This window comes from Geodermatophilus ruber (assembly GCF_900114385.1).
Taxonomy (GTDB): Bacteria; Actinomycetota; Actinomycetes; order Mycobacteriales; family Geodermatophilaceae; genus Geodermatophilus; species Geodermatophilus ruber.
In genome coordinates, this window is the sequence record NZ_FOSW01000003.1 from 136,361 (window position 1) to 161,416 (window position 25,056).

19 protein-coding genes are annotated in these 25,056 nt (G+C 73.9%); 8 read left to right on the forward strand and 11 right to left on the reverse strand.

Annotated features, from left to right (window positions below; translation table 11 throughout):
• The first annotated feature begins 37 nt into the window (after nt 1-37).
• Nucleotides 38-1,030 carry an ABC transporter substrate-binding protein gene (locus BMZ50_RS05800; RefSeq protein ID WP_091322217.1) on the forward strand — a complete coding sequence of 331 codons (993 nt, stop codon included), beginning with the start codon at nt 38-40 and terminating at the stop codon, nt 1,028-1,030.
• Nucleotides 1,031-1,163: 133 nt separating this feature from the next.
• Nucleotides 1,164-2,114: an aldo/keto reductase gene (locus BMZ50_RS05805; RefSeq protein WP_091322219.1), complete on the forward strand. Its 951-nt coding sequence runs from the start codon at nt 1,164-1,166 to the stop codon at nt 2,112-2,114.
• A 95-nt stretch (nt 2,115-2,209) separates the two neighbouring features.
• Here BMZ50_RS05805 and BMZ50_RS05810 read toward each other — a convergent pair whose 3' ends face one another.
• Nucleotides 2,210-3,055: an SMP-30/gluconolactonase/LRE family protein gene (locus tag BMZ50_RS05810; RefSeq protein ID WP_091322221.1), complete on the reverse strand. Its 846-nt coding sequence runs from the start codon at nt 3,053-3,055 to the stop codon at nt 2,210-2,212.
• Between the two features lie 399 nt (nt 3,056-3,454).
• On the opposite strand from BMZ50_RS05810, the gene BMZ50_RS05815 reads away from it, so the two are divergent.
• The 3 genes from BMZ50_RS05815 to BMZ50_RS05820 are packed head-to-tail and all read left to right on the forward strand — an operon-like array spanning nt 3,455 to nt 6,032.
• Nucleotides 3,455-4,264 (forward strand): HAD family hydrolase, encoded by an 810-nt coding sequence (locus BMZ50_RS05815; RefSeq protein ID WP_091322223.1) that lies wholly within the window; start codon nt 3,455-3,457, stop codon nt 4,262-4,264.
• A 48-nt stretch (nt 4,265-4,312) separates the two neighbouring features.
• On the forward strand, nt 4,313-4,459 hold the full coding sequence (locus tag BMZ50_RS24035) for a hypothetical protein (RefSeq protein WP_177212661.1): 147 nt from the start codon (nt 4,313-4,315) through the stop codon (nt 4,457-4,459).
• A 25-nt stretch (nt 4,460-4,484) separates the two neighbouring features.
• A complete protein-coding gene (locus BMZ50_RS05820; protein WP_245753406.1) occupies nt 4,485-6,032 on the forward strand; it encodes a gluconokinase in 1,548 nt (515 codons plus the stop codon).
• A 127-nt stretch (nt 6,033-6,159) separates the two neighbouring features.
• Here BMZ50_RS05820 and BMZ50_RS05825 read toward each other — a convergent pair whose 3' ends face one another.
• Nucleotides 6,160-7,071 (reverse strand): dioxygenase family protein, encoded by a 912-nt coding sequence (locus BMZ50_RS05825; RefSeq protein WP_091322227.1) that lies wholly within the window; start codon nt 7,069-7,071, stop codon nt 6,160-6,162.
• Between the two features lie 411 nt (nt 7,072-7,482).
• On the opposite strand from BMZ50_RS05825, the gene BMZ50_RS05830 reads away from it, so the two are divergent.
• The gene (locus tag BMZ50_RS05830) at nt 7,483-9,327 is read left to right on the forward strand and encodes a phosphoenolpyruvate carboxykinase (GTP) (protein WP_091322229.1); all 1,845 of its coding nucleotides are present in this window, start codon (nt 7,483-7,485) and stop codon (nt 9,325-9,327) included.
• 201 nt (nt 9,328-9,528) lie between these two features.
• Here BMZ50_RS05830 and BMZ50_RS05835 read toward each other — a convergent pair whose 3' ends face one another.
• The 5 genes from BMZ50_RS05835 to BMZ50_RS05855 form a co-directional block, all read right to left on the reverse strand.
• Nucleotides 9,529-10,176: a trimeric intracellular cation channel family protein gene (locus tag BMZ50_RS05835; protein ID WP_091322231.1), complete on the reverse strand. Its 648-nt coding sequence runs from the start codon at nt 10,174-10,176 to the stop codon at nt 9,529-9,531.
• 255 nt (nt 10,177-10,431) lie between these two features.
• Nucleotides 10,432-12,078 carry a fibronectin type III domain-containing protein gene (locus BMZ50_RS05840; protein ID WP_143087092.1) on the reverse strand — a complete coding sequence of 549 codons (1,647 nt, stop codon included), beginning with the start codon at nt 12,076-12,078 and terminating at the stop codon, nt 10,432-10,434.
• 215 nt (nt 12,079-12,293) lie between these two features.
• Nucleotides 12,294-14,207: a multicopper oxidase family protein gene (locus tag BMZ50_RS05845; RefSeq protein WP_177212662.1), complete on the reverse strand. Its 1,914-nt coding sequence runs from the start codon at nt 14,205-14,207 to the stop codon at nt 12,294-12,296.
• Between the two features lie 520 nt (nt 14,208-14,727).
• Entirely contained in the window at nt 14,728-16,341 is a 1,614-nt protein-coding gene (locus tag BMZ50_RS05850; protein WP_091322234.1) for a glycosyl hydrolase family 28-related protein, read from the reverse strand.
• A 77-nt stretch (nt 16,342-16,418) separates the two neighbouring features.
• Nucleotides 16,419-17,921, reverse strand: coding sequence for a sugar transferase (locus tag BMZ50_RS05855; protein WP_091322236.1), 1,503 nt, complete (start codon nt 17,919-17,921; stop codon nt 16,419-16,421).
• Nucleotides 17,922-18,065: 144 nt separating this feature from the next.
• On the opposite strand from BMZ50_RS05855, the gene BMZ50_RS05860 reads away from it, so the two are divergent.
• Together BMZ50_RS05860 and BMZ50_RS23615 are read left to right on the forward strand one after the other, a co-directional pair.
• Entirely contained in the window at nt 18,066-18,986 is a 921-nt protein-coding gene (locus BMZ50_RS05860; RefSeq protein ID WP_143087093.1) for a sulfotransferase family protein, read from the forward strand.
• Complete coding sequence (locus BMZ50_RS23615; protein ID WP_177212663.1) at nt 18,983-20,215, forward strand: glycosyltransferase family 4 protein; 1,233 nt, start codon at nt 18,983-18,985, stop codon at nt 20,213-20,215. The genes BMZ50_RS05860 and BMZ50_RS23615 overlap by 4 nt, the downstream gene beginning before the upstream one ends.
• Here BMZ50_RS23615 and BMZ50_RS05870 read toward each other — a convergent pair.
• The 4 genes from BMZ50_RS05870 to BMZ50_RS24050 are packed head-to-tail and all read right to left on the reverse strand — an operon-like array spanning nt 20,166 to nt 25,028.
• A complete protein-coding gene (locus tag BMZ50_RS05870) occupies nt 20,166-21,368 on the reverse strand; it encodes a glycosyltransferase family 4 protein (RefSeq protein WP_091322241.1) in 1,203 nt (400 codons plus the stop codon). The two genes, BMZ50_RS23615 and BMZ50_RS05870, sit on opposite strands and share 50 nt — an antisense overlap.
• A complete protein-coding gene (locus BMZ50_RS24040) occupies nt 21,365-22,288 on the reverse strand; it encodes a sulfotransferase family protein (RefSeq protein WP_177212664.1) in 924 nt (307 codons plus the stop codon). Before BMZ50_RS24040 ends, BMZ50_RS05870 begins: the two co-directional genes overlap by 4 nt.
• Entirely contained in the window at nt 22,285-23,610 is a 1,326-nt protein-coding gene (locus BMZ50_RS24975; RefSeq protein WP_177212665.1) for a lipopolysaccharide biosynthesis protein, read from the reverse strand. Before BMZ50_RS24975 ends, BMZ50_RS24040 begins: the two co-directional genes overlap by 4 nt.
• 5 nt (nt 23,611-23,615) lie before the next feature.
• Complete coding sequence (locus tag BMZ50_RS24050; protein WP_177212666.1) at nt 23,616-25,028, reverse strand: hypothetical protein; 1,413 nt, start codon at nt 25,026-25,028, stop codon at nt 23,616-23,618.
• Nucleotides 25,029-25,056: the final 28 nt, after the last annotated feature.

The following is a 25,056-nucleotide window of genomic DNA, read 5'->3' on the forward strand; positions in this document are numbered from 1 at the left end:
AGTCCTCCGGGACCTGCCCGACCAATGGAGGTACGGCATGAGAACACCCCCGCGGACGCTGCTGGCAGCCCTGGCCGCAGCGACGCTCGCCCTGTCCGCCTGCGGCGGCTCCGAGGAGCCCGCCGACGGCGGGGCGACCGCCAGCGACGAGCTGCGGACGGTCACCGTGGGCGTCGTCCCGGTCGTGGACGTCGCCGCGCTGTACGTGGGGGAGGCCCAGGGCTTCTTCGCCGACCGGGGCATCGAGCTGGACATCCAGTTCGGGACCGGCGGCGCGGCCCTGGTCCCCGGCCTGATGAACGACTCCTACGACTTCGTCTACGCCAACGTCGTCACCCTCCTGCAGGCGCGTGACCGCGGGTTGCCGCTGGTCGCCGTCGCCGAAGGGGGCCGGTCGACCGGCGAGCAGGGCGCCGACCACGGCGGCGTCCTGGTCCCCGAGGCCAGCGACGTCCAGGACGCCGGCGACCTCGCCGGTCGCCGGGTGGCGGTCAACGCGCTGGCCGGCCTGCACGAGCTGACCACGCGCGCCGCCGTCGAGGCCGCCGGGGGCGACCCGGACGCCGTCTCGTTCGTCGAGCTCCCGCTGCCGGACATGGCCACGGCGATGGCCGAGGGACAGGTCGACGCCATGGCGACGAGCGAGCCCTTCCTCGGCGTCGCGGCGGCGCAGGGCAACCGCCTGGTCGCCTCGCAGTTCGTCGACACCGACCCGGACTTCGTGACCGCCCTGTACACGACCACGGAGCAGAAGACGCAGCAGGACCCGGAGCTGGTCGAGGCGTTCACCGCAGCCGTGGAGGAGTCGATGGACTACGCGGCCGATCATTCCGACGAGGTCCGCGCGGAGCTGCCCAACTTCACCCAGATCGACCCGGCGGTCATCCCGACGATGGTCCTGACCAAGTTCAGCAGCGACCTGCCCCGGCAGCCGCTGGAGCGGGTGGCCGAGCTCGCGCAGAAGAGCGGCGTCCTCGGGGACGGTGCCGCTGCGGTGGACGGGCTGCTGTCCTACCGCGAGCAGAGCTGAGGCGACAGCGCGCCCACATCCGGCCGAGGCCGGGGGGCGGCTCCCACTCGTGCGGAGCCACCCCCGGCCTCGCTGGATGTGCGGGCTGATGTCACCGTGATGTGCTCGGGCATGGAGGAGCGGAGGAGGCCGGATGGCCGGTGCCGAGTTGGGACTGGGGCTGGCCGCGATCGGCCGGCCGGCGTACATCAACGTCGGGCGAGACGCAGACCTGCCCGCCGACCGTTCCCCGGAAGTCCTGCGGAGGCGGGCGCACGACCTTCTGGACGCTGCCGCCGGCCTGGGTGTGAACTACGTGGACGCGGCTCGCTCCTACGGGCTGGCTGAGGAGTTCCTCGCCTCCTGGCTGCGCGGCCGGACCACGCCGCCGCCGTTCGTCGCCAGCAAGTGGGGCTACCGCTACACCGCCGGCTGGCGAATCGACACCCCTCAGCACGAGGTCAAGGACCACAGCGCCGCCATGCTGGCGCAACAGTTTCGTGAGTCCCACGAACTGCTGGGTCCGTGGCTGCGCCTCTACCAGGTCCACTCCCTGACACTCGACAGCCCGTTGTGGGGGGACCCGGCGGTGATCCGTGAGCTGGCGCAGATTCGCGCCAGCGGGGTGGAGGTCGGTCTGTCGACCTCCGGCCCCGAGCAGGCTGCCACCGTCCGGCGCGCACTGGACGTCGTTGTCGACGGCCACCGGCTGTTCAGCAGCGTGCAGAGCACCTGGAATCTGTACGAGCCGTCCGTGGGCCCGGCCCTGGCAGATGCGCATGCGGCCGGTCTGCGGGTGGTGATCAAGGAAGTGCTGGCCAACGGCCGGCTCACCGACCGCGGCGTCGACCCCAGCAGCCGACTCACCGAGGCTGCTCGCGCGCACGGGGTCGGGGTGGACGTGCTCGCCCTGGCGGCCGGGCTGGCCCGCCCGTGGTGCGATGTGGTGCTCAGCGGCGCTGTGTCCGTCGAACAGTTGGCCGCCAACATGCGCGCCCTCGAGCTGGCCGGCGACCCCGACACCCAGGGTCTGTTGAGCAGCCTGCTCGAGCCGCAGGACCCCGGCGAGTACTGGGGCAACCGCAGCCGGCTGCCGTGGCGGTGACCCGCCGTCCCCGTGCTCCTCCTGGTCGCCGCCGGTCCGGGGTGGTGGACTCTGGCCACGGCGCTGGTGGCCGCCGCCGGCGAGGTGGCCGTCGGTCAGCCGGCGAACTCGCGGGCGGGCAGGCCGCGCACACCGACGTCGGCCCGGAACAGCGACCCGGCCAGAGGATCCGCGCCGGGCGGGAGACCCTCGCGCGACGTCGTGATGAACAGCTGGTCCAGCCGCGGCCCCCCGAAGGTGCAGGCGGTCACCATGTCCACGGGCACCTCCACGACGCCGTCGTGCACGCCGTCGGCGGTGAAGTGCCACACGGCTCCCCGGTCGGCCAGGGCCACCCAGACACCGTCCTGCTCGTCGACGGTCAGGCCGTCGGGCCGGCCGCCGCCGGGGATCGCGGCGAACGGACGTCGTCCGGTGAGGCCCGCGTCGCGGTCGTAGTCGAAGACGTCGACCCGGTGGGTGGCGGTGTCGGCGTAGTAGGCGCGGGAGCCGTCGCTGCTCCACTCCAGCCCGTTGGAGATCGTCACCTCGCCGAGCACCGTGTGCACCGTTCCGTCGGGGTCCAGCCGGTACAGCGAGGCGGCGCCGGCTCGCTGGTCGTAGGCCATCGACCCGCAGTAGAAGCGGCCGTCGGGATCGCATCCTCCCTCGTTCATCCGGATGTCCTCGGCGTGCCACAGGGGGTCCAGCCGGGTGACGGTCCCGTCGGCGTCCTCCAGGGCGAAACCCCGCTCGACGCCGAGGACGGCGCCTCCACCGCGGCGGGGCCGCAGCGCCGCGACGACGTCCGCGACGTGACGGCGGCCGACCGTGCCGTCCTCGGCGAGGGAGAGCACGTCCCCGGCCAGCATGTCCACCCAGCGCAGCCCGCCCCACCGGGCCGACCAGACCGGCCCCTCCCCGTGGTAGGCCACCGGGTCGGTCACCTGCTCCGCCCGCATGGGAGCCCCTCCCGTGTCGCGCGACCGGTCCGTCGCCGGCGCGCATCTGCCGAGGGCGTCCACACCATCCGCAGACCAGGACGGGGCCGACGGCGGGCATACCCGAACCCGGGCAGGCTAGCCGTCGACGAGCCGGCCGGCGCCCTCGGCGGGCGGCGGCCCGGCGAGAGGTGGTCCGCGGGTGCTGCCCAGATCCCGCCCGGCTCGGCCCCGGCCGGGCCACCGGCCCCGTCGGGTCAGGCGTCCGTGCGGGTCTCGGCCCCGTCCTGGGCCGGATGCCCGGCGTCGATGTCCGACGCGGCCGCGCGCACGGCCGGAGAGCGGCGAATGGCGCGACCGGCCGGACAGTGGTCTCCTGCTGAGCGGGGGCGCCCCAGATCCCAGGCCGGAGGGCGGGACATGCCGACCGGAGGATTCGCCGGAGGGATCTTCGACGTCGACGGCGTCCTCGTCGACTCGCCGCACGAGCGGGCGTGGCGGGAGTCCCTGCGCGACCTGATGGAGAACGAGTGGGCCGACATCCGGGGCCGGACCGGGTGGAGCGCGGACCGCTTCACCCCGCAGGTCTACCAGCAGGTCATGTCCGGCAAGCCCCGCACGAGCGGTGCGCTGGCCGGGCTCGAGTACTTCGGGGTGCCCGACGCCCGGACCCGGGCCGGCACCTATGCCGACCGCAAGCAGACCCTGCTCGTGAAGCTGATCGAGGCCGGGCAGTTCCACGCCTATCCCGACGCGCTGCGTTTCGTGCTCGCTGTCCGGGCGGCGGGCATCCGAACCGCCGCGGCCTCGTCGTCGAAGAACGCCCACCTCGTCCTGCGCAGGATCAGGCTGGACACCCTCGCGGCCCAGGAGGGCCTGACCTACGACTTCCTCCGGCCGGGCCTCACCCTGCTCGACTTCTTCGACGCCGACCTCTCCGGGCGCGACTTCGCCCGCGGCAAGCCGGACCCGGAGATCTTCGTGACGTCGGCCGCCGAGCTCGGCAGCCCGCCCGGGGACTGCTTCGTCGTCGAGGACGCCGTCAGCGGGATCCAGGCGGCCAGGGCCGGCCGGATGGCCGCGCTGGCGGTCGCCCGGGCCGACGACGCCGGTCCGCTGGCCGCCGCGGGCGCCGATCTCGTCGTGTCCACGCTCGACGAGGTGGACCTCCCCGGCCTGGCCGCCCACCGGCTCGCGCGACGGTCCGCCGGGTCGCCGGCCGGTCGCTGACCCCCTGTGCCCGGCCGAGGCCCTACCGCAGGAAGGTCGAGGACGCAGATGGAGACGCAGACGACGGAGGCCTCGCTCGCCGTGAGGGGTCCGCTCACGGAGGAGGAACAGCAGCGCGTCGACGCCTGGCCGGAGGGCACCGTCACCGAGGAGGTCGCGGGGGAGCTGCGCCGGCGCCGGCGCGGGAACTCCTGAGCCGGCGGCGGCAGGCGAGGTGAGCGTGCCCGAACCCGGCCTGGTGCTCGGCATCGACATCGGCACGACCGGGGTCAAGGTCGAGGCCGTCGACGTCGCGGCCACGAGCCACTGCGGCGCCGCGCGGGAGTACCCGACCGAGTCCCCGCACCCCCACTGGTCGGAGCAGGACCCGGACGTGGTGGCCGCGGCCACGGCCGACGCCGTCCGCGAGGTGGCCGCCGGCGTCGGCGCCGCGGGCCGGCCCATCGCCGGCGTCGCCTTCTCCTCGGCGATGCACAGCCTGATCGGGCTGGCGGCCGACGGCACCCGCCTGACCCCGTTGGTGACCTGGGCCGACGGGCGGGCGGCGGTGCAGGCGCGGCGGCTGCGGGAGTCGGTGGACTGGCTGGCGCTGCACCGCCGCACCGGAACGCCGGTGCACCCCATGTCGCCGCTGGTCAAGCTGCTGTGGTTCCGGGAGAACCGGCCGGATGTGTGGCGTCGCGCGGCGCACTGGCTGGGGATCAAGGAGTACCTGCTGTACCGGTTGACCGGCCTGCTGGCGGTGGACGAGTCGCTCGCCTCGGGCACCGGGCTCTACCGGCTCGAGACGCGGGACTGGGACGAGGAGGCCCTCGCCCTCGCCGGGCTCCGGCGGGACCAGCTGCCCGCCCTGCGCCCGACCACCGACGTCGTCACCCACCTCGGCCCGGAGGCCGCCGACTGGGGTCTCCCGCGCGGTACCCCCGTCGTCCTGGGCGCCGGCGACGGGGTGCTCGCCAACCTCGGCCTGGGCGCCGTGGCGCCCGGGCTGACCGCCTGCTCGATCGGCACGAGCGCGGCCATCCGGGGGGTGGTCCCGGAGGCCCGCGTCGACGACGAGGGCGGGGTGTTCTGCTACGTGCTCGTCCCGGGCCGCTGGGTCGTCGGCGGGGCCACGAACAACGGTGGGAACGTGCTGCGCTGGCTCGGCCGGGTGGTCGGCGGCGACCTGTCCGACCCCGACAGCAGGCTGCCGGAGCTGGCCGCGGAGGCGCCACCCGGAGCGGAGGGCCTGCTGATGCTGCCCTACCTCTCCGGGGAGCGGGCGCCGCGCTGGAGCGGAGAGCCGCACGGGGCGGTCCTCGGACTCACCTGGCGGCACACCCGCGCCCACCTGGTCCGGGCGGCGCTGGAGGGGGTGTCCCTCCAGCTCGGTCTCGTGCTGCAGGCCATGCGTGGCGCGGGCCTGCAGCTCGCCGAGCTCCGGGCCACCGGCGGGTTCGCCCGGAGCGCGTTCTGGCGTCAGTTGCTCGCCGACGTCCTCGGCACGCCCATCGGGTTCACCGAGGGTGGGCAGGGGTCGGCGACGGGGGCCGGGCTGCTGGGGCATGTCGCCCTCGGGAACCTGCGCTCGGTGGACGAGGCGGCCGCCGCCGTCCAGGTCACCGAGGTGGTGCACCCCGACCCGGCCGCCGCCCGCTTCTACCGGGAGCTGCTCCCGGTGTTCGCCGTGACCGGCGACGCCGTCGAGAGCCTGCACGCCCGGCTGTCCCCCGGGGCGTCCGACGAGGCGACCGGCCCGGACGCCGGGGAGCAGCGCCCCAGCTGACGTGGCCGGCGTCGGTGAGCCGGCGTCCTCGCGCAGCTACCGGACCAGTGCAGCCGGGCAGCCATCTCCGCCTCCGTCAGCCGGCGTGGCTCGTCGGCACCGGCGTGCGCGACTGCGCCCAGAGCGCTCATGCCGCCTGGAAGGAGCGCCGGGAGAAGCCGACGGAGAAGCCGTCGATCGTCGTGACCACGGGCGCGGTCGGGTCGGTGGCCGCCCCGAGGGTGACGAACAGCGGGGTGAAGTGCTCGACCGTCGGGTGGGCGTAGGGCATGCCGGGGGCGGCGGTGCGGAAACGTGCCAGCTCGTCGACGGCGCCGCGGGCGAGTGCGTCGGCGGCCCAGGCATCGAAGTCGGCCGACCAGCCGGGGACCCTGTTCTCGAGGAACATCTCGCGGGTGAGGAACGGCAGACCGTGTGTCATGTGCCCCGAGCCGACCACCAGGACGCCCTGCTCGCGCAGCGGGCGCAGTCGCTCGCCGAGGGCCAGCAGCCGGTCGGGGTCGTCGGTGGGCAGGCTCAGCTGCAGCACCGGCACATCGGCGGCCGGGTACATGATCTTCAGCGGCACCCAGGCGCCGTGGTCCAGCCCGCGGCGGGCGTGCTCGTGCACCTGCTCGACGTCCGGCATCAGCCCGACCACCTGCCGGGCCAGCTCGCCGCCGTCGGGGGTGTCGTAGCGGAACGTGTAGTAGAGCGGGTCGAAGCCGCCGAAGTCGTAGACCAGTTCGTCCGGCCGGGTGGCGCTGACCGACAGCGGCGCGGACTCCCAGTGGGCGGAGACCACGAGGATCGCCTTGGGCTTGGGCAGGGCGCGGGCCCAGTCGTGCAGCGGGGTCAGCCACTCGGGGCTCTCGAAGGGCAGCGGGCCACCGCCGTGGGACAGGTACAGGCTGGGCAGTGGTCCGTCCTCCGGCGTCCAGAGCCGGTGCGGGTCCGCGGCCTCGGCGGCCGCCGCGCGTCGCAGGTGCGCGGCGAACGGATGTGAGGCCGGGATGCGGGCGTCGGCGGACGCAGTGGTGGCAGTGGTGTGCGCGGTCATCTGGACCTCCGAGAACGTGAACCCCCGAACAGGTGTCAGACCATCCAAAGAAACTTGAGGCTTCAAGTATTCCCCGCCAGGGCGCCATGTCATCAGCCAATGGTCGGTCCAGCTCCAGTGTGCGCTCGCGGGGGTCGAGTCCCGCACACGTCGCTGGGGCCGCGCGGGGATCCCTGTTTCGACTGGCGGATCCTCGTGCCCCTGACCACCCTGACGGCGGTGGTCTCTCTCGCCGTCGTCGGGGCCCGTCTGCGCGGGGCAGGCGAGCGCGCGGACGCGAGAGCAGCCCGCGGGACCAGGGACATGTCGCGCGCATCAGCCGGGACGGTGCCCATCCAGGCCCACATGAACGTGGTCGGGGCCATCCCGGCCGCTGTACCGTCCCCCACCGCCGAACGAAGAGGGTGAGTCGTGATCGACGTCGATGTCGTGCTCCACGAAGCGGGCCTGGAGAACAGTCACGTCCAGGACTTCGTGCGGCACTGGGCCGCACTGACCGGCGCCGAGCGGATCGAGGTGATCAACGCTTCCGACGATCCGCGCCTGCTGCGCGAGGCGCTCGACGCCGGGGAGCTCCTGCCCGCAGGGGAGGGGCGCTACTACTCACGCAGCTACGTCAAGGACACCGCTCGATCCGAGGAACGCACCGTCGTCGCCACGAGCGACCCGGCCGACGCAGGGGTCTACAACAACTGGCGCCCCGCCGCGGAGATGCGGCCCCTGCTCGAGGAGCGGATGCGGGGCGCGTCGGCGGGCAAGACGATGTACGTCGTCCCCTACCTGATGGCGCCGCCCGGCTCCCCGCTCGAGGCCTATGCGGCCGGCGTCGAGCTCACCGACTGCCGCACCGTGGTCCTGCACATGATCCGCATGGCACGGGTCGGGGTGGAGCACATCAACGACCTCGCCGACCCCGCCAGCTTCGTCCGCGGCGTGCACGTCACCGGTGACCTGGAGACCCTCGGCCAGGGCACGCCGGACGACCAGCGCTACTTCGTCACCGTCGCCGACGAGCGCACGATCCTGCACTACGGCTCCTCCTACGGCGGCAACGCGCTGCTGGGCAAGATCGCCCACGGCCTGCGCCAGGCGTCCTACGACGGCTGGCGGTCGGGGCAGTTCCTGGCCGAGCAGTTCATGCTCCTCGGGATCACCGACAGGGAGACCGGCGGCACATACCACATCTGCGGCGGCTTCCCGAGCGCGTCGGGCAAGACCAACCTCGCGATGATGCTGGCCCCGGACGCCCTCGGGGACCGCTACCACGTGGAGTTCTACGGCGACGACATCGCCTGGCTACGCGTGGACCCGGAGGACGGACGGATCTACGCGATCAACCCGGAGTTCGGCGTCTTCGGCGTCGCGAAGGACACCAACGAGGCCACCAACCCGACCGCGGTGGACGCCATCGGCCCCGACACCGGCACGATCTTCACCAACGTGGCCTACAACGAGAACACCGGGGACGTCTGGTGGGAGGGCAAGACGCCCGAGCCGCCGGCCGACACCACGGGCTGGCGCGACTGGACCGGGCAGCTGATCTCCGAGCGACCGGCGGACGGCAAGGACGCCCCGTGGGCCCACCCGAACAGCCGATTCACCACCACCCTCGCCAAGGTGCCGAACATCGCGCCCGACTTCGACAAGGCGCAGGGCGTCCCGATCGACGCCATCATCTTCGGCGGCCGCACCCGCGACCGCGAGCCGCTGATCCGGGCCGTCACCGACGTGGCCGAAGGCGTCTACGACGGCCTCACCCTTGGCGCCGAGGCGACCTTCGCGGCGGAGGGGGTGGAGGGGCAGCTGCGCTACGACCCCATGTCGATGCGGCCGTTCCTGTCCTACGCCGAGGGTGCCTACGCCGCGCACTGGCTGGCGATCATCGGCGCCGCGACCTCGAAGCCGCTGTTCGCGCACGTCAACTGGTTCCAGCGGGATGCGGAGGACGGCCGCTTCCTGTGGCCGGGGTACCGCGACAACCTGCGTGCCCTGCTGTGGCTGATGAAGCTGAAGAACGGCGAGGTCACCGGCATCAGGACGCCGGTCGGGATCGTCCCCACCCGGGAGGAGCTGGACCTGGCCGGGATGGACGTGCGCCCGGAGGACCTGGACCGGCTCCTCGGCATCGACGTCGCGCGGTGGCGGCAGGAGATGGAGCACCGGGAGGAGCACCTGGCCCAGTTCGGCGGGCTGCCCGAGGCGATCTGGGAAGCGCACCGCCGCGTGGCGGCAGCCCTGGACGCCGCACAGTCCTGACCGCCGGAGCCGGCGCGGGCGACCAGCTGGTCTGGCCACGGACGTCGGTGACGGCGGCGGCGGCGGGGGCCCACCCGTCGTGCCCCACACCTACTGGTTCCTCGGCGGCACCGACGCCGAGGTCTACGACGCGGCCGAGGCGGCCGGCCGGATCGCCCGGACATCCCGGTCTGGCCGCCTAGCCACCTGTGTGCAGCGCGGTCAGCCGTCGTCCGATCCTGGCCCGGGGGCCGCTCGGGGCATCGGCGCGTTGAGACCGAAGTGGACGCCCACCATGCGGATGCCGAAGCACAGCGCGGCCGCGCCGATCGCTGTCGGGAGGCCGTAGACGCCGAGCAGGGTGACCACGACGGTGGCCGTGGCGCCCACCAGAGCGGGGATGGCGTAGAGCCCGCTGCTCAGCACGGAGGGGATCTGCCGGACCAGGACGTCGCGCAGCGTGCCGCCTCCCACGCCGGTGACCGCGCCGAGGATGACCGCCTGCGCCGGGCCCAGGCCCAGGGCGAGCGCCTTGCCGGCCCCGGTGACCGCGAACAGGCTCAGGCCCGCAGCGTCCAGCACGGTGATGGACGAGTTCAGCCGGTCCAGGTGGCGGCCGAAGACGAAGGCGATCAGGCCGCCGCCGGCCGCCACGGCCAGGTAGCGCCAGTCGCTGAACGTGGCCGGCGGCAGGCTGTCGAGCATGACATCGCGGATGATCCCGCCGCCGAGCGCGGTGATCATGCCGAGGGTGACGACGCCCACGATGTCCAGCCGGGCCACTCGCAACGCGGTCAGCGCGCCGTTGAGGGCGAAGGCGAACGTGCCGAGGAGGTCCAGGGCGAGCAGCACCGGCGCCTCGGTGGTCATGCCGCCGTTCTACATGTTCGGTGACAGGCAACCCTCATCGGATCGGCGGGTACGCCACGCACTCCACGACGCTCGCAGATCCGGGCGGATGGGCGCAGATCCGGGCGGATGGGCCTGGAGAACGTTGCCCCTGTCCGGATGCGTCGAGGGCCCGCCACCGGCTGGTGACGGGCCCTCGATCTGTTTCAGTGGGGGTGTGGTCCGGGGATCTCGGATCTCACCCCGCGCCGGGGCGTACCTGCCGGACCTCGTGGGTCACGGCGCCACCGGGGTGACGGTCAGCGGCGCGGACGACGGTCCCGCCCCGGAGCTGTTCACCGCCCGGACCCGGACGGTGTACCGCTGTCCGTTCACCAGGCCGTCCACCGCCGCCTGGGTGGCATCCGGTGCGGCCGTCGCCCGGTAGACGACGCCGGCTGCGTCGGTGGCCGTCACCAGGTACCGGAGCAGCGGCGAGGTGCCGGTGCTGGCGGGTGCGACCCAGGTGGCGCCCGCCTGCCCGTCGCCGGCCGTGACCTGGACACCCGTCGGGGCGCCGGGCAGCGCGGCCGGGTCGGGCGGGGTGCCCCCACCGGTCGGCGGGCCGGCGGGGGTGGCCGCGCCACCGAGGATGGTCACCGGGAGGCTGGCGGTGGTACCGGCGGCGTCCTTGACGGTCACCGTCGCCGGCGGCGCGAGGACGGGGATGGTCACCGGGTCGGCCGACGTCAGCTTCAACGCGGCGCCGGTGGCGTCCTTGAAGCCCACGACCTCGAGGGGGTAGGTGGCCGGGGCGATGGCCGTGGCCGCCACGGTGAGGTTCGTGCCGTCGTAGCCGGCCTGGTTCACCGTGACGCCACTGATCTTGTAGGTCTTGCTGCTGACCGGGTTGTCACCGAGGTTGCGCACGGTGATCTCCGTCGGCAGGGCCGCGCCGGACTGCAGCGCGATGCGGGCGTAGAACCGCTCGCTGCCCGGGTCGTTCAGCATCGCGGTGGTCGCGAAGCGCCCGTCCTGGCCGGTCAGCTCCAGCTGCGTGCCCTTGCTGGTGGCGAACACGTCGAGGAAGCCGCCGTTGACCCGGGCCGTGTCGACGGTCAGGCCGGTGTTGGTGGCGATCTTGCCGGAGATGCTGAACAGGTCGGTGGTGCCCTCCTGCAGGGTGCCCTGCCAGGCGGTGAACCGGTTGAAGTTCGTCGGGCTGCCGGCCACCTGGTGCAGCACGTTCGGGTCGCCGACGTAGCCGGCCGGCGGGTTGGGCAGCACGCCCGGCCGCCAGCGCAGGAACGGGCCGAAGTTGCCGGCGAGCGGCGTGTCGAAGTTGTTCAGCGCGGGCGAGACGTCCTGGACGAACCGGCCGCGGCCGGTCCCGTCCGTGTCGACCGTCAGCTCACCGAAGGGATGCTTGAACCGGTAGGTGGTACCCGGGGCGCCGCCCTTCACGTCCACCCGGACCCGGGCGAAGACGGTCTGGTCGCCGGGGTTGACCACCTCGTTGAGCCACGCACCCTCGAGGCCGAGGACGAGCGTGGCCGTGCCGCCACCGCGCAGCGTCACGTCGGCCTCGACGAGCTGGTAGAAGAACTCGGCCGGCCAGTTGCTCGGGAACGCGACCGGAGCCGACGGGTTGGGCACCTCGGCCACCGGGATGCCGCACAGCGGGTCCTGGTGGTCGATGCAGGCCTCCAGCCGCCGTCCGGTGCTGTCCTCGTACCAGGCCGGGAACCCGTGCGCCGGGTTCACCGGCCCGGCCTGCGCGAGACCGCCCGGGTTCTTCACGGTGACCTCCGTCGCCGCCTGCGACGTGGGTGCCAGCGCCATGGGGAGCAGGGCCAGGGCGGCGACGGGGACCACCAGTCGCCGGGCCCAGCCCGAGAGGGCCCGCCTCCGCCGGCCGCCGGGTCCGTGCTGTGGGTCACTCATCTCCGTTGTTCCTCCCCTTGTGAAACGGCTCGTCACCGCACGACCCTCGTCACCGGGACCGCTCGTAGGCAGCCGCTCGATGGGGGCACACCGACCCCCAATCCCGGGGAACGACCTGCGCGGACGCCCGGACCGGGGCCTCGGTGCGACCTCCGGCACGGCACGGCTCAGCCCCGGAGCGGCCGGTGGCTGCGCCGGGGCTGAGGTCGGTGGGGTCAGGCTCCGGCGGTGGCTCCTGCCGGTGCGTCGGACGCGGGCGCCGTGGTCGGCGCGTCCGTGGGCGCGGTCGTCGTCGTGGCGTCCGTGCCGGACGTGGAGGTGTCCGTGCCCGTCTCGGTCTCGGGGGGCTCAGGAGCCGGCAGCTCGGCGGCAGGCGGCTGCTGGGGGACCAGCTCCGGCGCCGGCAGCGGCTGCGGCGGGTCGCTGTTGATCGAGTCGCAGTCGATGTCGTGATGCCCCACCTGGTACTGGAACATCATGTCGTGGTCCTCGTGCGACAGGTTGTGGCAGTGGATCATGTAGCGCCCGTCCTCGTGCTCGAAGCGCATGAGCAGGCGGACGGTCTCGTTCTCGCCGACGTAGACGACGTCCTTGGGGCCGCGCTCCTCGGGCCGGGGCGGGTTCCCGTTGCGGCTGAGCACCCGGAAGTCGACCAGGTGGATGTGCAGCGGATGGAACCAGCCGCCCGACGAGTTCTCGACGTCCCAGACCTCGATCGAGTCGCGCGCCACGGTGGCGAACACGTTCTGGTAGTTGGACTTGACGACGTCGTCCCACGTCGTGTCGTTGATCTTCCACAGGTCGTTGCTGCGGTGCAGCCGCATGCTGCGGACCGCCGCGCGGTCGGTGGCCTTGAGCGTCATCACCGGGTGGGGGTCGCCCAGGGTGCTCGGCCACTGGTTGCCGTCGGTGCTCGTCACCCGGGTGCCGACCTCGAACTGCATCACCTTGCCGGTGTGGTCGAAATCCCGGGCGTTGAGGACGCCGTCGTTGACCAGCTGGACCTTGGTGCCCTTGAGATCCTTGAAATCGATGATGATCTCGTAGCGCTCGGCCATGCCGATCGTGAAGGTCGTGACCTGCTGGGCGAACTGCATGAAGCCGCCGTCGGTGGCGATCACCTTGAAGGGCATGTTGTTGCTCAGCCGGAGCCGGTAGCCGCGGGAGAGTGAGCCGTTGAGCACCCGGAAGCGGTACTTGCGTGGCTCGACCTTCATGTTCGGCCACGGCACGCCGTTGACCAGGATCACGTCGCCGTAGACCCCGGACGCACCGTCGTCGTTCCACTGCAGCTGACCGTCCGCGGTGAACATGACGTCGCTGAGGATCAGCGGGAACTCGTACTGCGGCTTGCCCTCGGCGGCCTTCTGCCGGTCCCAGCGCGGGATCCCCAGGCCGATCTCCAGCTCCTCGTCCACCAGGTGGTACTGGGCGGCCAGGCCCATGTAGACGTTCTGCGCGGTGTGGTGGACGCCGTGGTCGTGGTACCAGAGCGTCCGCGGCGTGCAGTTGTTCGGGTATTGGTAGTTCTTCCATTCACCCGGCTGGGTCAGGTCGCCGGCGTAGCCGTCGAACTGCGGCTTGGACGGCGAGCCGTGCAGGTGGGTCGAGGTCCAGGGGACATAGCCCAGCGTGGGGTGGCGCTTGGGCAGCTCGTTGAGCACCTGCATGACCGTCCGCCGGGCGATCTTCTTGCCGGGGTTGTCGGGGTCGGGCTGCAGGTAGGACCGGATGGTCGGCCCCGGGACGGACCGGTTGTAGCTCCACATCTTGGTCCACATGCCAGGGATCATCTGGACCTGCACGTTGGTCTGGGTGATCCGGTAGTAGTCGGTGCCCAGGTACGCGGAGCCCGTGATCGGCTGGCCCGGGTAGTGAGGAATGCCGGCCGTGGGGACGTAGTCGTCGGGCACGTGCCCGAAGACGTTGCTGCGGACGTCGTCCGTCACGACCGGCTCGAGCACCGGCGGGGCCTTGAAGGCCGCGGTGTAGGGCTGCGGCATCTTGCTCGCCGGCAGTGCGGACGCCGTCGCCGCCGACAGGACCCCCTGCAGCGGGAGGGCGGCTGCTGCCGTTCCTGCCACCGACAGCTTGAGGACGTCGCGTCGACTGACGTTGGGCGTTTCCATTGAAGCGGCTCCCTCGACCTTTTCCCCGGGACGTTGGGGAAGAGACTCCTGGTCGGGCCGCAGACGTCACAGCCGCAGCGAGGGGGGAGCGGGGGACCCTCAATCTGGGGGGACCGATCGAGTGACATCGCTGCAGGTCAGGGCGCAGTTGCTCGCGGTGAGGGGACGCGTCCGACCGGTGCGACGCCAAGGGTCCGGGGCGCCCGGACAGGGCCCGGACGACGTCCAGGCGCCGCGCGGTCAGCCCCGCGGTCGTTCTGGATGGTGCCGCGGCTGGGCGTGTTCTTGACGATGCCCCGGTTGGGGGCCGACCCGCGGCAGTTGCTGAAGCTGCAGTCGCCGACGGAGGCGCTCATGCCGCCGGCCCCCCCGGGCCGGTGATCCGCACCCCGGTCGCGCGCACGGCGAAGTCGGCGTTGCGGCGGAACGGGCCCGTCCGCCAATCCAGGGGCACGGCGCGGCTGCACCGCGTGAGCCGTGTCGGGCGACGCCCGATCCGGCTACGTAGCGTCAGGACCGGTCAGGCGCCGGTGTTGGCCGCCACCACCGTGCCCACGCCGCGATCCGCGACCGGCGCGGCGTGGGCGATGCCGGTGAAGTCGTTGCCCTCGATGACCACGTTCGTGGCCTCCGGGGACACCCGGACGGCGCGGGCGGTCGCCGCCCCGGCGAGGGCCGTGAAGGTCGACCCGGTGATCGTGGCACCGGTGGCGGACAGGACGTCGACGCCGAAGAACGTGTTCCCGATGCCGGTGAAGCGGCTCCGCTCGACGACCAGGCCGGTCACCGGGGCGGTGGGGCCGGCCACGAGCACCCGCTTGCTCGCACCCGCTCCGGTGCCGCTCTCCTGGGTGCCGCTGAACGAGCACCCGCGGAACGTGACGTCGGAGGCGGCGTCCACGACGGCGACGAGGGGAGCGGCTCCCGACGGGGCGACGAAGTCGCAGGTGTCGAAGGTGAGGCCGCTGATGTGGGGTCCGCCGACCCGCAGGGTGCTGTTCACCGGGTTGGTGATGTTGGTCCGGGTGAACGTGACCCCGCGGATGGCCCCGCCGGTGGTGGCGTCGGTCTGGATGCGGATCTCCTGCGCCGACGCGTCGGCGGCGCGGGCCATGTCGACCGTGCAGTCGGTGAAGGCGAGCCGCTCGATGCTGCCCGTGCTGTGGCTGTTCTTGACCACGATGCCCCGGTTGGTCGCCCGGCCGCTGCACTGCTCGAACGAGCAGTCGGTCACCGAGGCGTCCATGTCGGTCGTGCCGGGCTCGCCGCCGGTGAACTCCAGCAGCGCGACCATGAACCGGCTCACCGTGCTGGTCCCGGTGCACCCGACGAACCGGCCTCGCGCGATGCTCTGGTTGTAGAGGCTCGGCTCGGCCTGCGGGTTGCCGATCGGCACGAACTGGAAGCAGTCGTCGCCGGACTCCACGTGGCAGTCCGTGCCGAGGAAGTCGTTGCCCCCGAACACCCGGATGCCGCCGGTGCCGGTCTCCTCGGCGCTGTTCCGGATGGTGACCTGGTCCACCCGCCCCCGGTCGCCGGCGTACATGATCGCCTGCCCGCCGGCGTAGGTGTCGATGGTGAAGCCGCGCAGCAGCACGTCGTGGCCGTAGAGGCCGATCACGACGCCGGTCCTGCTGTGGTCCCGGGCGCCGATCGTCCCGGGCCCGGTGATCTGCACGCCGCTGATCGGCTGGGACAGGTCGGCGTTGCGCAGCAGGGCGTCCTGCAGTCCGACCGGCGCGGCCCAGTCCTTCAGCAGGCGGGCGCCCCGGTTCAGGGACAGCCTCGCCCCGGCCGGCACGAGCAGGCTGGCGGTGATCCGGTAGGTGCCCCGGGGGACCAGGCCCACCTGCCCGCGCCGCGCCGAGGCGTCGATGAGCCGCTGGACCGCGCGGGTGTCGTCCCGGACGCCGTCCCCCTTGGCGCCGAAGTCCCGGAGGTCCAGGACGTCGTTCTCGGCGCCCAGCGGGCGCAGCCCGCCGGCCGGGGACGCCGGCGTCAGGCCCCCGGCGCCGAACAGCGGCACCGCGGCCAGTCCCGTCGCGCCCAGGAAGAACAGGTTGCGCCGGCTCAGCGCGGGGCCGCCGGGCAGGCGTCGGGCGGCGCGGCCGGGGCTGGGGGAGCGGTCGGACATCGGGGCTCTCGTTTCGGGGCAGGCGCCGGCCGGGGGCCGGTGCGGTTCGTGCGGGGAGGGGTGCCCCGCGGGCTGGCTCAGCGGGCGGCGGACCGGACGGCGGTGAACGCCTGCCGGTGCACGGCGGCGGCGGTGCGGATCAGGATGACGATGTCGCGCCAGAGCGACCAGTGCTCGATGTACGAGTTGTCGAACCGGGCGCGCTCCTCGATCGATGTGTCGCCGCGCAAGCCGTGGATCTGCGCCCAGCCGGTGAGGCCGACCGCCAGCCGGTGGCGGTCCCGGTAGCCGTACACGGAGTCGGCGAACTGCGCGGCGTACCGGCGCTCCTCCGGCCGGGGCCCCACCAGGGACATGTCGCCGCGCAGGATGTTCCACAGCTGCGGCAGCTCGTCGAGGCTGGTCCGGCGCAGCAGGTTCCCGATCCGGGTCTGCCGGCACTCGACGTCGATCTGGCGGGCGTGCATGGTGCTGCGGGTCGAGCCCGTCGTCGCGCCGGCGTCCGTCCCGGGACCGGCCGGCCGCAGGGTGCGGAACTTGAGGATCGAGATCTCCTCGCCGTCGTGGCCGGTCCGCGGCTGGCGGAAGAGGATCGGCCCCGGGCTGCTGATCCGCACCGCGAGGGCGAGCAGGCCCATGAGCGGCGCGAGCAGCGTCAGGGCTGCCCCGGACACGACGACGTCGATGAGCCGCTTGACCCGCCACACGCCGCGGCGCAGGGCGGCCCGGCGCACCCGGTGCAGCGGGATGCCCCAGAGGTCCTCGACGTCGGGGCCGTTGGGGGACAGCCCGACGTCGAAGAACCGGGGGACGATGTAGACCTCGATGTCGCGCTCGGCGGCGGTGCGCACCAGGCCGACGAGCTCGGCCTCCCGGGTCGGCCCGTAGGCGACGACGACCTTGCGGACGCCGTAGGTGTCGAGGACCAGGGCGAGGTCCTCCATCCGGCCCAGGGGTTCCCGCTCGTCCAGCGGGGACCCGCTGCTGAGGAAGCCGATGCCGCGCAGGCCGTACTCGGGGTGCTCGTCCAGGGTGGTCAGCAGGTCCATCCCCAGCCGGCCGCCGCCGAGGACGAGGGTGGGGGAGCCCACGAGCCGGCGCCGGCGCGCGCCGCGGACCAGGGCGTAGCCCAGGCTGCGGCCGGCCACGAAGCAGGGGAGGGCCCAGAGCACGTGCACGGCCAGCGCCAGGTCGGCACCGCCGGCGTGGGCGACGGGAGCGACCAGCAGGAGACCGAGAGCGAGCCGGGTGAGGTGACGCGGCGCCTCGTCCAGGGCGGACAGCGAGATCCGCGGCCGGTGCGAGCCGAACGCGGCGAGCACGGCGAGGGTGCCGACGAGAAGCAGGGCCACGTGGGTGGCGGCGGTGCCCAGCCACACGGTGGGCAGCGCCAGGGCGACGGCGTCCAGCGCCATGAGCAGGGCGCGGGAGGCACCCTGGTACTCGCGCGGCTCGGCGCCGGGAAGGTGCGGTGCGGCGGCGTCCGGACGCGGCGCGGTGCGCACCGAACCGTCCAGCACGTGCCGGACCGCCTCGGGATCGAGAAGCTCCCGGACCTGCCGTCCCCCGACGTCGATCATGTTCGAACCCCCGCCTGTCGTGTGTAGGGAGAGGTTCGTCGTCCGCCGGAGATCGCCACACTCCCGCGCGTGGGTCCGGGCTCCCCCCAATCGTGGGGCGTCGCTGCGCCGGGGCCGGCAGCTGCCGCCGGTAGCATCCGGCCGGTGAGCGACGCCCCGAACTTCCTGGTCATCGGGGCGGCCCGGAGCGGGACGACCGCCCTCGCCTCCTTCCTGGGGGAGCACCCGGACGTCTTCGTGACCGACCCCAAGGAGCCGCACTTCCTCGCCTTCCCCGAAGGCGGGCCCCGGTTCGTCGGGCCCGGGGCGGACCTGATCAACCGCAACGCGGTGCGGGGCGAGCAGGCGTGGCGGGGACTGTTCGCCGGCCGGCCGGAGCGCCGCCGCGGCGAGGGGTCGGTCAGCACGCTGTGTTACCCGAAGGCGTCGATCCCGGCGATCCGCCGGCTGTGCGCCCCCGGCTGCCGGCTGGTGGTCCTGCTCCGTGACCCAGTGGACCGCGCCTTCTCCAGCTGGCAGTACCTGCGCTCGCGGGGCCACGACGCGGGGACGTTCGAGGAGTGCCTCGCCGCAGAGGAGGAGCGCACCCGGGCGGGCTGGAGCCACATGTGGCAGCTCGCCCGCCTCAGCCGCTACGGGGAGCAGCTGGCGCCCTTCGCGGCGGCGTTCGGGGAGCGTCTGCTCGTGGTGATCCAGGAGGAGTTCGCCGCCGACCCCGCGGGTCAGCTGCGCCGGGTCCTGGCGTTCCTGGACGTCGACCCGGACGTGCCGATCGACGCGGCGCGCCCGGTCAACGAGGGCGGCGTCCCGCGCAGCCAGGCGGTCGCGGGCGCCCTGGACCTGCTGCGGCGCTCGCCGGCCGCCCGCCGGCTGGTCAAGCGGCTGGTGCCCGAGCGCTCCCGGGAGCGCATCCGGTCGGCCAACCTGCGGCAGGAGACCGTCGACCCCGCGACCCGCCGGCGCCTCGCCGAGTCCTTCGCCGGCGACCTGCGGGACCTCCAGCGGGTCGTCGGCCGCGACCTGTCCTGCTGGCCCAGCGTGCGCGCCGGGGGAGCCGGCGCGTGACGGAGCGGGTGCGGGTGCTGCAGGTCATCGGCATCACGGTCGGGGGATCGGCCGAGCACCTGCTCCAGCTGTCGTCGCTGTTGCCGGCCGACCGGTTCGAGGTCACCGTCGCGCTCTCCGGCGGTGGCCCGCTGGACGACGAGATCCGGGCGACCGGTCTGCGCGTCCTCGACTTCGCCCCCTCCCACGGGGCGGGCCACTTCAAGCAGGCGTCGCCCGACAGCCCGTGGGAGCTGCTCCGCCAGTTCGGGCGGCTGCGCGCCGACATCCGCCGCCACCGGTACGACGTCGTCCACACGCACACGTCGGTGGCCGGCGCGATGGGCCGGGTCGCGGCCTGGAGCTGCCGGACGCCGGTGCGGCTGCACATGGTGCACGCCTTCGCCGGCCACGACGCCGTGCGGCAGCCGATGCGCACCCTCTTCCGGCTCGTCGAGCGGGCGCTGGACCTGGTGACCACGCACACCGTCGTCGGATCGGTCTTCATGCGCGACCTCGGGCTCCGGTGGCGGGTCCTGCGGCCCGGGCGGGTCACCGTCATCCCCAACGCCAGCCGCATGGCGGTCCGCGACGGCACGGCGGCCGAGCGGGACCGCCTGCGGTCCGAGCTCGGTCTCCCGCCCGACGCGCTGCTGATCGCCCTCATCGGCCGGGTCGAGGACCAGAAGGGCGTCGACGCGCTGGTCCGCGCCGCGGTCCCGGTGACCGCCCACGTGCCGCGGGCCCACGTCGTGGTGGTCGGCGACGGCACCCGCCGGGCCGGGATGGAGCGGCTGGCGGTCGAGCTCGGGATCGCCGGGCGCGTGCACTTCACCGGCTGGCGGCACGACCTGGGCGACGTCCTCCGGGCGATCGACGTCCTGGCGCTGCCCTCGCGCTGGGAGGCGTTCGGCATCGTCAACCTGGAGGCGATGGCGGCGGCCAAGCCGGTCGTCGGCTACGCCGTGGGTGGCATCCCGGAGGTCGTCGTCCACGGGGAGACCGGGCTGCTGTCGCCGCCCGGCGCGGAGGACGACCTCGCCCGGGACCTCGTCCGCGTGCTGACCGACCCGCAGCTGGCCGCGCGCCTCGGGGCGGCCGGGCGACGCCGCCTGCTCGAGCGCTTCGCCCCCGAGCGGATGGTGCAGGCCCACGTCGAGCTCTACGAGGAGCTGGTCGCCCGTGCCCGGCGGCGCCGGCTCAACGGGGGGCCGCGACCCCGCCGGAGCGCTGCAGCACGTCGGCGATGAGCCCGGCGAAGGTGCGCCCGAGGTCCTCCACCCGGTAGTGCGCGCGGATCAGCGCGGCGCCGTCGGCGCCCATGGCCGCGCGCTCGGCCGGGGGCAGGGCGACCAGCTCGGCGAGGCGCTCCCGGATCGACGCCGGGTCCCCGCTGCGGGCCAGCAGCCCGTGTCGCGGCTCCTCGAACACCGGGGGCCGGCCCGAGCAGTCGGTGAAGACGGTCGGGCAGCCGGCGGCCATGGCCTCCATGACGGCGAGCGGCAGCGCGGGCCCCTCCCAGCGGGCGGTGTGCACGTATCCGTCGGCGGCGGCCAGCAGCCGGGCGACGTCGTCGCGCCAGCCGAGGAAGGTGACGGTGCGGTCCAGGCCCAGCTCCCGCACCCGGCGGTGGAGGGAGGCCTCGTACTCCGCGGTCCGCCGCGCGCCGACCGAGTCCCCGGCGGAGCCGGCCAGCGCGACGTGCACCGGCGCGTCGAGGCCGGCCAGCGCCTCCAGGAGCAGGTCCTGCCCCTTCTGCGGGTCCAGCCGGCCGACGTTGAGCAGCAGCACGTCGCCCTCGGCGGCGCCCATCTCGGCGCGCAGCCGGGCCCGCTCGGCGCCGGCCGGCTCGACCGGCGGGGTCACCGAGATGCCGTTGGGCAGCACGACCGTGCGCTCGAGCGGGACGCCGAAGGCCGTCATCTCATCCTGCACGACGGTGGAGGTGCAGACGGCCAGCGTGGTAGCCCGGGCCACCACGGTCCGGTAGCCGCGGCGCTTGAGCGCCGCCAGCGGCCGCGGACCCCAGAAGTGGTGCTGGTTCTGCACCATGAGGACGCCGGGGACGCCGGCGCGGGCGGCGGCGAGCAGGGCCGGGGCCCGGTCGCGCTGGTTGACGCCGATGACCGCGCGCCCGGCGTCCCGGCGCACCAGGGCCGCCAGGGCCGGGACGAGCCGGGGATCCCACGGCCGTTCGAGCCGCGGCTCCAGCACGGTGTCGGCACCGATCGCGGTGAAGTCGGGGAGGATGCTCGGCACGCCCGCCGGGACGGCGCCGTGGACGAGCGTGAGCTCGTGCCCCGCCTCCCGCAGCGCCCGCGCGTAGCCCAGCGCCATCTTGGCCGCCCCGGTGCGGTCGGGGAGCCGGACGGTCATGACCAGCCGCCCGCCGGGGCGGCTCACGGCCGCCCCGACGCCGCGCGCTCCGGCGAGCGCCAGGCGGAGACGTCCAGGCCGGTCACCTGCTCGAGCAGGTTCAGGTCGGCGCGGAAGGTCTCCACCAGCTGCGCCCGGGTCTCGGGCCGGTAGCTGCTCCGCACGATGTTGCGCCGCACGATCTCCCGCCGCAGCCGCCGGCGCAGCGCCTTCGGCACGAGGGGGGCGGCGAACCGCTTCGCCGGGTGCGGGGTGCTCACCAGCCGGCTGAGCAGGGCGCTGCGCGGCTCCCCGGACCGGTGCGGGTCGGGGTCGACGGTGTGCGGCAGCACCGGCACGCCGAGGAACTCGTGCACCCGGGCCAGGGCGGCGTCGGGGTCGGCCGACATGTCCTCGTGCCGCAGCACCAGCACCTGCTCGCGGGGGAACACGTCGAGCACGTGGGCGAGCTGTTCCCCGTACCGGCCCATCGCCGTGTAGTGCCAGATGTGGTGCCAGCCGGCCTCGATCCGGCGGGCCTCGTCGGCCAGCGCCTCCTCGAAGGTGTCGCACGGTTCGAACCCCCGGGTGCGCATGAAGCCGTACGCGGAGAAGGCGCGGTCCACCGGGTCACGGAGCATGCAGACCAGCCGCGCGTCCGGGGCCTCGGCCCGGACCCGTTCCACCGCCTCCGGGTAGTACATGGTGGAGACCGACGCCTCGCCGCGCACCTGGTCCGGCCGGGCGCCGCGGTAGAGGGCCCGGTAGGCGTCGGGGTCGGTGACCGCGAGCCGGTTGATGGTCTGCCGGTCGCCCGGGCCGGTGAACGCCGGCGTCGTCCCGGCCAGGGCGTAGTAGTGCGGCTCCTTGGGCTCGGTGAGGAACAGCCGGGGGTGCTCGACCAGGTGCTGGTACAGCGCCGTCGTCCCCGACCGCGCGGCACCGATGATCAGGAACTGGGGGGTCACGACGGGAGTCCCTTCCGCGCAGGTAGCGCGATCGTGCGGATGCCCAGCGTCCGGGCCGCCGCCCACGCGAGGTGCAGGTTGCGGGCGCTCATCGCGACCGCCGCGGCGGCGGCCACGCCGAGCGCGCCGCCCGTGGACCCCCACCACACCCCCAGCGCGAAGAACGCTCCCGAGGACACCAGTGCGCTGACGGCGACCAGCCGCTGACGCCCGGCGTGGGAGAGCACCACCGAGCACGGCCCGGTCCAGGCGTTGACCAGGACGCCGGCGGACATGACGAGGGCGGGCACCAGGGCGGCGGCGTAGTCGGCCCCGAAGACGGCGGGGACCAGCAGCGGGCCGGCCACCGCGAGGGCGAGGACGGCGGGCGCGGTGACGGCGGTGGACCAGACGGCCGACCGCCGGATGGGCTCGGCCAGGTCCGGGAGCCGGCCGGACGCGGAGGCGGCGGCGATCCGCGGTGCCAGCGTCCGCATGCCGATCGAGACGGGGACGGCGAACAGCACCGCGATGCGCACCGCGACGGAGAACACGGCCACCTCGTCGACCGGCGCGAGGGCCGCGAGCAGCCAGATCCCCGCCTGCGGCACGGTGACCGAGGCGAGGGTCGCGAGCGTGAAGGGGCCGCCCGAGCGCAGCAGCTGCCAGGGCGAGGAGCCGGACTCCGCGGCCTCCCGGCTGCGCACCACCCCGAACAGCAGGAGGATCCCGGCGAGGTAGACCGCGCTCTCCAGCGCCACCGCCCACCACAGCGCCGTCTCGAGCGACGCGACCGCGCCGGCGCCGGCGGCGAGGACGACGATCAGCCCGATGAGCAGGACCCGGCGGACGTGCTCACCGAAGATCAGCGACAGGCCGAAGCTGCCGCGGGCGCGGAACGCGTTCACCAGCACGGGGCCGACGGCGGCGACCGGCAGCCAGGCGGCGACGAGCATGACCAGGGGACGGTAGGCCGCCGGGGGGCTGCCCGACCCGGCGGCGAGCGGCCCGGCCCCGCCCCACCAGAGCGCGCCCACCACCGCGACCCCGACGGCCTGGGCGACGAGCAGCCGCCGCAGCAGGCCCGTGTGCCTCCGGGCGTCGCCGCGGGCGAGCGCGATCGTCGCGACCTGGGTCAGCCCGAACTGGGCGAGCACCGCGAGGAAGGTCAGCCAGCTCAGTGCCCACGACAGCGCGCCGAAGTCCTCGGGTGGGAGGAGCCGGGCGCCGGCGATCGTCAGCAGGAACGCGCTGGCGATGGCGGCGAGCTGGCCGGCGGCGACGAGGGCCGCGTCGCGCCGCAGTGCGTTCTGCGACCCGGCGTCGGCGGGACGGTGTGCCACCGCGGTCAAGAGGCGGACGCCGTCGGCCCCGGGGCCCCGTCCGGCAGGACCGGCGCCGGGGAACCGGGGGACTCCGGACTCGTCCCCGCGTCGCTGTCCCGGCGGACGAACAGGTTCACCAGGAGGGCCACCGCGATGATCGGCAGCCCGATCCCGACCCACTTGGGGAGCGACGTCACCCACAGCCCGCCCGGGAAGATGCGCACCGCGAAGACCAGGCTGAAGCCCCACACCAGCGGGTCGCGCAGGAACCGGCGGAGGGCGAGCTGCCCGGCACGGGCGATCAGCCCGCTCACCAGGCCGCCCAGGAGGACGCCGAGCACGCCGAAGTTCACGTACCAGTCGCCCGCGGCGGTGGCCGGGAAGCCGTTGTTGCGGTCGATGTAGGTCTGTGCGAGCTGGACGGCCGGCGAGACGAACGGTTCCTGCTCCCCGGCGATCGCCGAGGGCACGGCGGCCACGGTGCCGTCCACGAAGTCCTGACCGTCGCGGAAGTCGAACTCCTCGGGCCAGTCGTCGAGGAGCAGCAGGAGCGAGTCGTAGAAGGTGTTGTTCGTGGCCACGGCCATCATCCGCACCGTGCTCTGGCCCTCGATGGTGGGCGCCAGGTCGCCCCACAGCACGGTGTCGCGCGCCGTCCGCAGCGAGAAGGCCAGCAGCAGGGCGAGCACCGGGACCAGCAGGAAGCGCCGCCGCCAGCGTGGGTCGCGCAGCCAGTCCCACCCCGTCCGCACCGCGGCCCGGCGGCCGACCGCGCCGAAGACCAACGAGCCGGCCACCAGCGCGATCACCGAGATCACCGGCACGTCGCGGGCGCCCCACGTCCAGCTCAGATAACCGTTCAGCGCGACCAGACCGAGGGCGACCAGACGGGACAGCGGCGCTCGGCGCACCGAGAAGAAGGCGGCGACGCCGAACAACGCGGCCAGCATCGGGATCGAGCGCAGCGCGCGGCTCTCGGCGATGTCGCGGTCGACCTTGGCCGCCTGGATCAGCCCGGCCGGACCGCCGTACCGGATCCACAGCAGGACCGTGGCGGCGAACGCCGCCGCCGTCAGCGCCACGGCCAGGAGCAGCAGCGTGCGCGGGGGCAGCGATCCGCGGCTCATGGGGTAGAGCAGCCGAGCCGGACCCACGAGCGGGGACAGCCAGCGGGCACCGGCCCACAGCCCGAGCAGGAACAGGACGACGACCCCCTGGCCCAGGACGATCAGCGTCCCGGTCTCGCGGGCAGCGAACAGCTGGGTGGGGAAGGGCGTGTCCAGTCCGATGGCGAGCACCAGCGGGCGCCACAGCAGCTGCAGCGCCAGGTAGTAGAGGGTGAGCGCCATCAGGTCGAGCGGGTGGTGCACCAGGCGGTGGTAGACCCGGACCCAGACGACGATCGAGGCCACGACCGCGAGCAGGGGCACGAGCACGAGCGCACCTCCACCCGGACGAGGGTCC